Source organism: Flavobacteriales bacterium (assembly GCA_013214975.1).
Taxonomy (GTDB): Bacteria; Bacteroidota; Bacteroidia; order DT-38; family DT-38; genus DT-38.
Map to the genome: position 1 here is coordinate 1 of JABSPR010000279.1, position 8314 is coordinate 8314.

Here is an 8314-nt window from a genome sequence, read left to right on the forward strand (position 1 = left end):
TGTAAACTCACATACTACACCTCCAATAGAGTCTCCAAGTATATATGGTTGCGCTTGACTGTCGTAGGCGGCCCATGCATCGTACATTCCTGCGGAGATGTGAAATAAATTACGAGAGTGAACAGTAGGGCGGGCAAAGTCTTTTCGGATTGCTTCTAGCATTACATCGTTCCACTCGCGAGCAACAGATTGTTGAGCATTCACAATTGAGAAATAGCCAAGAGATAAAACTAGACATAGAAATAATGTCTTGCTTGCTTTTAAATATGATTGGACTTCACTTCTTCTCATGACTTCTTAGGTTGAATAACAGTTAACTAAGTTAGATGATTTATTTCGACAAGAGAAGACTTTTAATAAACAGTTCTCTGACGTTATTAAAATGAAGCTCTAAATTCCTCAGGCGTCATTTTGACTTGCCTTCTGAAATATTTGTATAGATAGTTTGTGTCGTCAAAGCCAGACTGGTAAGCTATTTCTTTAACGGAAAGGGGGGTATTGATGAGTAGCCTTTTTATATGTTGAATGCCAATATCATCCACCAGCTTTTTTGCGGTCTTATTTAGTATGCTCTGTGTAGCCGTATTAAGTGTTTTGGGACTTGTGTTCAGTATTTTCGCATACTCAATTACTCGCGTAGTTTTAGATGCGTCGTTTAGAATAAGATCTTGAAAGTCGAGAAAGAGCTTGAGGTGGAATTTGTTCTTTACTTCTTCATTACTATTCGTTTTTAAACGTAGAAGTTTGATGAGTAAAATGTGCAGTTCGCTACGAATAATTTGAGACGAGTAGTTGTCTGATTCGCTCTCATATTCCTGTTTTAAACGTTCGATGTTACTCGAAATATCCTCGAAATTAACGTCGTGAATAAATAGTTTAGGATTGAATAAATATTCATTGAAGAGCTGTAATGATTTTTGAACTTCAGCGGCTTCTAGATAACTCAAGAGAAAATCCTCTGTAAAAAGCAATAGAAATCCTGTAGCGCCATTTCCTCGAATAAATTTTTGAATCTGATCTCTTCTTATAGTTAAGATCGTTCCTTTCTGGAATCGATAATCTGTGAAATCTATAGTATGTGAGCCACTTCCGGATGTTATAAAGAGCAATAAGTAGAAATCAACTTTGTGTAATTCTTCAGGATTATGATCGAGATTACTTCGTTTTAAAATCTTTTCTAGAGGTACTATGTCGAATACCGATTTGGGGTTCGATTTATTTTTAAACTTAACCTTGAAGGGACTGTTGCTCATTTTTCTTTAGCGTCGTTTTGCTAGGACTAAAGTTATTGTTTTTCTGCTCGGAGTGTTTATTCGGAGTGTTTTATTCGGCGGTGTTTGATAAAGAATCGGTGGAGTTATCGAGTAATGGTATTTTAAATTTTACAATTCTACAACCTTTAATGGATCGGCCAGGCGGAAGTCTTAGGTCGTAAGTGTAAATACCTTCCATGACATTTAACTCTGTTCGTTTGAATGTTGGATATCCAATATACTTTACTTGTATATTATAAATGCCAATAGGCACAGAATCGATAATATATGATCCATCAAAATCTGTAGGTGATCCCGCAACAACGTTTTCACCTTTTTGTACTACAACATTTGCAAATGGAATTGGTTCGCCGCTAACAGAATCCGTTAGAACTCCTTTTATTGATCCCAATCCCGTATTTGCACTAATGGTTATGTTGCAAAGAAAAACAGCATAGATGATTATAATAATTCGTGCATATGTTCTCCAGATCATACTTATAGGTTGTTTGATTATGTATTAATAATTACCCTAAATGACACAAAGCACCCTTGAAATGTATTTTTAATACAGCATTAAGTATTAAAGAGATACTTATATGCTTGAATTTGTATTTAATCGTATTATGGGATTACCTTTTTTGTTTCTCGACATTTAATAATAAAAGCTATGAAAAAGAGAAAAGGAAAAAGCGCAATACATTGTGTGTTGCAAATACTAAGTATAGGAGCTGTTATATGTTTAACAACATTGAATTTGGCAGCATCTGAAAAAATTAAAACAAAGGATGTTTTATTCGATTATGATAAATCAGAGATTGTTTTAACCGAGAAAGAAGAGTTGGATAAACTAGTTAGTCTGTTTAATTCTAAAAACTACAAGTCAATCAATCTAAAGGGACATACTGATGGAGATGGGAGTTTTGATTACAACAATCACCTCTCTGCTAGGCGTGTAAACGCGGTTAGAAACTATTTGTTAAAGAAAGGGATTGCAAAAGATAGGATCGTAATAGAGAATTTAGGCGAATACAAGCCAATCGCATCGAACTTAAATGATGATGGAAAAAGAATCAATAGAAGGGTAGAGATCGAACTGCTAAAAGAGGGAGGAATAATAGATGCATTCCAAGTCGAATATTCGGATTATTTAATAGACCCTAATCGAGATACCATTCTGAAAATGGGAACGGAAGGAACTCAATTACATATCAGAGCATATAGCTTTGTAGATGATAACAAAGTGAAAGTAACGGAGCCGGTTAATCTAAAATTCAGAGAGTATAGAAACTCAGCAGATGTAGCATTCTCCCAAATACCAATGACTTTCCATGAAAATGAAAGGGAGCATAATTTTAACAGCTCTGGTATGTTCGAGATTAGAGGAGAGGTAAATGGAGAACCAATCAATATAGCTGAAGGGAAATCTATAATTGTAGATTATAAGTTGGCAAAGAAAAATCCCAATACCGATTTTTTCAAAATGGACGATGTGAATAAAAACTGGGTCAGAATTGCCGATATCCCAGAAATGAATTTGGTGGAAGAAGAAATTTCATTCAATGAAATTATGGACCTGGAACTTGAAGTTTGGGAGAAGAAAAAAGTAAGAGGAAAAGTAGAATGGAAGAAGAAACAAGGTAGGGACAATGGAGATCGAGTAGAAGCTACTTTATTAGGAGGGCAGGATAAGGGCCACCAATATCCAGATATTGTAAGTGGTTTAAATGTATCTTCTTTTGGCGTGTATAACTGCGATCAGATTTATAGAATTAAGCAAAAAATTAAAATTCGGGCCAAATACGTGGATGGTAATGGAAACCCAATTCAGTCTTTAGGGATATTATCCATGATCGACTTGGATTATAATGGAGCGTTCAGTTTTGATCCGAATAATTTTGTTTGCGCAGCAGAGGGTGACAATGTATTACTCTTAACAACCAAGAAAAATAAATTATATCTGTTTGATCGATATGGATTTGAGAAGAATGGTATAAACGAGAGTGGGGAGTATACCTTCCAAATGCGCGATGTTACAGATGAGATCAAAAGTACAAAGGACCTTGCTCTCTATTTAGGGTTAGATATATAGTTAGCATAGTATTGGGTTGGGGGAGCTTGAGCTTCTCCCTTCCTAATTGTATTTCTAAAATCCCTTAACTTTAATAATTATATATGACAACCACTTCAAAACATAATCGAATTTCACATTTGATAAATAATATTTTCTATAAATATCTTCTTTTAGTATCTCTACTGTTTTCTGCTTTAAGCGCAGTTTCTGAGGGGCTAGTGCCATCAGCGGATAAAGCACTAGTAAAGTTTTCAGTTATCGATTTAAAACAATTACCCATGAAAGTGGATGTATTCTTTTATGCGGTAGGTACCAATAAAATATATAAAGGGCATTATGGAGGAACAGGAATGGGAGAGTTATTGATTCCTAATAATGAGCAATACATTATATACACTGCTGTTTCAAAAGATTTCTTTGAGTTCGGTCTAAGCAATGCGCCTAGTCAGGTTCAAGTTTTTCCACTGCAAATTGATAATTCAAACGCAGGTAAGTTGTTTTCTACACCATCATGGGGTCATGCAACTTTTGTTGTGGTTGATAATAGTAAAAAGCCCCAACAAGTGAGTCTTACAGTTAACGGGGTGGATAAAGATTTTAAGAAAACGATAAAAACGGATGAAAATGGGTTTGCTCAATTACTTCTTCCTAACGCAACCAAGTATAATATAGATGTGGATAATGCAATAGGGTATACAAATCTGATAATCCCCAAGGAGAATTTTTATGATGTAGATAAGCTAATTGAATTCGAAGCATCTGAAAAACTGCATCCTACTCAAACTATGGCATTGGTAAACCTGTTTTACTATGACTTAAACGACCTGCCAGTTCAAGGAGAGCAGTTTGTGGTAAAGAGTAAAACAACGGGCAAAGAATATAAAACCAATTTAACAGATGTAAATGGCTTGGGGCAAGTTCTTGTTCCTATTGCCGATACCTATACTGCAAACGCTAAATATTGGAAAGACTTTGCTCAGCATAAGATTCCAGTTGAAGCAACAAAATATTCTCTCGATGTAAAGTTGAAATATATCTCATCTAAAGCTTACGAAAAATGGAAGAAAGAACGAGATGCGCAAATTGCAAAAAGAGATGCTCTTTTTGAAGCTCAACGTTTGGCTGCTGAAAAGCAAAACAGGATTAATGATTCTATTTATAAAATAAAATACGAGAATTGGAAAAGGCATAACGAAGCATTGTTAGCTGCCCAGAGGGCTTACGAAGATTCGTTGACTAGAGCACAGGATGTAAATGATTCTATTTGGGATGCTCAAGAAATGAAAAATGAAGCAATCTATAAAGAGAATGCTCGGAAGATGACAGAACACAAGTTGGCCATGGCACGAAAAAAAGAAGAAAGGGACGCTGCTTTGACCGCTAGCCAGGAGTCGTTTGGTTTAAGTGAAGAGCGGCTAGCATTTTTTGAATCGATGGAGACTGTACGGAGTAAGCCAATGAGTGTTGAGGATAAACGCAATATAGAGAAGGCACTTAAGGTGAAGTTCCGCGTGATTAAAACGGCTAAAGAGATGAAGATAGAACTGGATAAGGATCCCGACTATTTTAAAAAGAAAAACCTTGAAGTGTTGGCTGTGTTAGAGAGAATGAAAGATAAGTGGAAGAATAAAACGATGGTAATAGATATTACTGGAAGTATGGATAAATATTGGGAGCAGGTTTTGTTATGGACAGTTCTGAAAACAAACGATGAAGGGGATAGTCAGTTCGTATTTTTTAACGATGGAGATAATATGTCAGATTTTAAAAAGAAAATAGGATCTACCGGTGGATTGTATTATTCGAAATCGAAGGATTTAAGGGATATAATCAATACCATTTTAGGGGGGCAGAAGGAGGCGAAAGGAGGCGATAAGCAAGAGAATGATATAGAGTCTCTGTTGGCTGGGCAGCGCTATAAACAAGAAATGGAAGAACTAATATTAATTGCAGATAATTACAGCGATGTTAGGGATATGAAAATTTTAGATCGGTTAAATGTACCCGTACGTGTGGTGCTTTGTGGGGTTGAAGGGGTGAACAATATTCATGAAGAATATTTAACCATTGCATATAAAACAAAAGGGTCGGTGCATACCATCGAAAACGACATCGAAGATCTATCGGTCAAAATGGAACAACAGAAATTAAAGATTGGTAATGGTGAGTATGTACTTACGGGAGGCCGATTTGTGATGTTCAGGTAAGTTAAAAGAGGGTTACCTTTTTTAGAACTGAACATTAACTAGAAAAAGAGAATGAAAGACGACGAGATTATAGCAGCTATCCGAAAGGGAAACCGAGAGAAACCGATCAAGGTTTTGTACTTGGAGTTTCCGAAGGTGAAAGGAAAAATTATTGCTACCGGAGGCAATGAAATAATTTCAGAAGAAATCTTTAACGACGCCCTTGTATTGTTAATCGAAAAGGTATCCGATCGTAAATTCGAATTAACCTCTAAGCTTTCAACTTATTTGTTTGGTATCGCTCGATTGCTTTGGATGAATGAACTAAGGAGGCAGAATAAAAGCAGAGAATTGGAATGGAGCGATACGCTCATTGTTTCTGCTTCAGACATTGGATATGATTTTGAAAAAGAGGAAAGGTTGAAACGGATTGAGGAAATGATGGAGGTTATATCGGATAAATGTAAAGAGATACTAAGACGGTTCTATTACCAAAGTAATTCAATGCAAGAGATTGCGGAGGCATTGGGTTTCTCTAGCGTTAATTCAGCTAAAACACAGAAATACAAATGTTTGGAGAAGGCCATATTAGTGGTTAAATCATCCTCACCAATTAGCATTAACCAATGAGAGATCCACTAAAAGAGATAGAAAGAGTTGAGGCCTACTTACTGGATGACTTATCCGAAGTTGAGGCAACTCAGTTTAAGAAAGACATGGAGTCGAATGCTGACTTGAAAGAGCAAGTAGATATTCAAGAATTGATTTTGCAGTCTACTCGGAGATCAGCTTTACGTGCGGAAGTTTTAACTGCTAGTGCGGCGAGTAATTCTTCAATATCAAATTATTGGAAAATAGGATTATTTACTGCAGGTATTTTACTAGGGGCCTATTTATTTTTAGGAGAAGCGAAGGAAACCGAGTCGATTGAGGAGGAAAAAGTTGTACCGGAACAAATAGAAGAAAAAATAGAATCAGTAAAACTTAAAAATGCGGAGTCGTCTGAAGTTAATATTGTTACGCCGGAAAGATCAGTGATAAAAGGTAATGCCGTTAAACCGAATGAAGCTGGAGAGGAGGTAGTTGTAGAAGATAAATTAGCTATGAATCCGGCTAATAAAGAAATAGCACCTAAAGTGTATGAAAAGCCGGAAATTGATAAAAAACCCAAAATTCAAAAGTTAGAAAGAAAAGAGAAGGTTGAGAGATTTGAAAGGAATGATAGAGACGGGGAATTCGGGAAAGAGGAAAAAAGAACTCCCAATGAATCCGCTCCGGAAAACATGGCGAAGTTATCTGAAATTATTCTCCCTTATGCAGAGGAGTTGAAAACGGATAAAAGAAGGAAAAATAAAAGAAAATATTCTGAAGCAGACGTAGAAATGCAGAATGAAACCCCCGAATATAAAGGAGGTGAAGATGCATTAAATAGTTATTTAGAGGGAAATATGCAATTCCCTAAAGGGACAAATGCAAAAGGAGGAATTGTTTATATGGGTTTTCGGGTAGACATTAATGGAGAACCTCAGGCTATAAAAGTTCTCAAGGGGTTGGGAGGTAAGTTTGACAAAGAAGCAATGCGTTTGGTTATGGAAATGCCTAATTGGAATCCAGGAAAACAAAATGGGGTGCCCGTTGAGATGGAACATAAAATGCCAATAGTTTTTACACGTTATTCAAAACGTTAGATTTGCAGTTAAACCAAATTATATAAAATGAAAAAGACATTAGTTATAGCCTTGCTTTCAGCAGGTTTGTTTGCGTGTAATGAAAACAGAATTTATTCCGATCATCAAGAATTATCTCCTCAAGTAGAATGGAAAAAAGCGGATACTAGAGAATTTGAAGTGCCTGTGGAAGACAATAGCCAAGCTTATAATTTCGGTTTGTCATTTCGATTTGCACATGGCTACCAGTTTAAGGTAGCTAAGATTAAAGTAACCGAAACTTCACCTAGTGGTAAAGAAGAAGTGAACGAATATGAATTGAAGATAAGAGATGATAAAGGTGAGTACATAGGAGAGGCAGGATATGATATCTGGGACAGTGAACACGTAATTGTGCCAAATAAAAAATTCTCAGAAACTGGTGTTTATAAGTACAAGTTGGAGCATGTAATGCCACAAGACCCGTTAAACTTCGCAATGGAAATTGGAGTGATTTTGGATAAGGCGTTGTAGTAATTTAAAAGTTAAAAAATTAAAGCCCCCATGTCGTAAGATATGGGGGCTTTTAGATTTATGGCGAGAACAGAACCCTCTATCTCTCTGCCATAAGCATGCTCAATTCAACCATTTTGATGAACTCCTTACGATAGCCATTTTTATCGTTTCCTTTTGCAGTCTCTGCTAAAGCGATCACATCTTCGTAACTGGAATTTGCTTTGAACTCTGAGTTTCTTAGCAGCATACCGAACTCAGCTACAGCCGCAGAAAATAGAAAGTTATCAGAAGGGTGGAGGTTCTCAATATCAGATCCTAATGTTTTAACAATAAGTTTACTGGTATCGCCATCTGGAGCTTTATACCTGAACTTAACCGTGAGTAATTCATCGGAATCAGATACAACTATTTCCTCCATTTTTTTGTGTTGGTACTTCAAGTCATCCACCGTATTTCCAAAAGACGATTGTACGCCAACAGGTATGATTTCGTACAGAGCAGTAACGGTATGACCAACTCCTAATTCGCCAGCATCTTTCTGGTCGTTATTGAAATCTTCTGTAGCTAACTTTCTGTTTACATATCCTATTAATCGATAAGACTGAACATGAGCTGGATTAAATTCTACTTGAATTTTAA

9 protein-coding genes are annotated in these 8314 nt (G+C 36.3%); 5 read left to right on the forward strand and 4 right to left on the reverse strand.

Going from position 1 to position 8314, the window contains the following annotated elements:
- From HRT72_09015 to HRT72_09025, 3 genes are all read right to left on the reverse strand, one after another.
- A partial coding sequence (locus tag HRT72_09015; protein NQY67846.1) for a hypothetical protein occupies positions 1-291 on the reverse strand: 291 nt, incomplete at its 3' end.
- 86 nt (positions 292-377) lie between these two features.
- Complete coding sequence (locus HRT72_09020) at positions 378-1253, reverse strand: AraC family transcriptional regulator (GenBank protein NQY67847.1); 876 nt, start codon at positions 1251-1253, stop codon at positions 378-380.
- A 70-nt stretch (positions 1254-1323) separates the two neighbouring features.
- Complete coding sequence (locus tag HRT72_09025) at positions 1324-1749, reverse strand: carboxypeptidase regulatory-like domain-containing protein (GenBank protein NQY67848.1); 426 nt, start codon at positions 1747-1749, stop codon at positions 1324-1326.
- A gap of 174 nt (positions 1750-1923) precedes the next feature.
- On the opposite strand from HRT72_09025, the gene HRT72_09030 reads away from it, so the two are divergent.
- The 5 genes from HRT72_09030 (at position 1924) to HRT72_09050 (ending at position 7693) form a co-directional block, all read left to right on the forward strand.
- Entirely contained in the window at positions 1924-3345 is a 1422-nt protein-coding gene (locus HRT72_09030) for an OmpA family protein (GenBank protein ID NQY67849.1), read from the forward strand.
- A gap of 119 nt (positions 3346-3464) precedes the next feature.
- Positions 3465-5534 (forward strand): hypothetical protein, encoded by a 2070-nt coding sequence (locus HRT72_09035; protein ID NQY67850.1) that lies wholly within the window; start codon positions 3465-3467, stop codon positions 5532-5534.
- Between the two features lie 51 nt (positions 5535-5585).
- On the forward strand, positions 5586-6143 hold the full coding sequence (locus HRT72_09040; protein ID NQY67851.1) for a sigma-70 family RNA polymerase sigma factor: 558 nt from the start codon (positions 5586-5588) through the stop codon (positions 6141-6143).
- Positions 6140-7201 (forward strand): energy transducer TonB, encoded by a 1062-nt coding sequence (locus HRT72_09045; GenBank protein NQY67852.1) that lies wholly within the window; start codon positions 6140-6142, stop codon positions 7199-7201. Before HRT72_09040 ends, HRT72_09045 begins: the two co-directional genes overlap by 4 nt.
- Positions 7202-7228: 27 nt before the next feature.
- The gene (locus tag HRT72_09050) at positions 7229-7693 is read left to right on the forward strand and encodes a hypothetical protein (GenBank protein ID NQY67853.1); all 465 of its coding nucleotides are present in this window, start codon (positions 7229-7231) and stop codon (positions 7691-7693) included.
- Between the two features lie 79 nt (positions 7694-7772).
- On the opposite strand, the gene HRT72_09055 is transcribed toward HRT72_09050, so the two are convergent.
- On the reverse strand, positions 7773-8314 hold a 542-nt coding region (locus HRT72_09055), incomplete at its 5' end, for a DUF3520 domain-containing protein (protein NQY67854.1).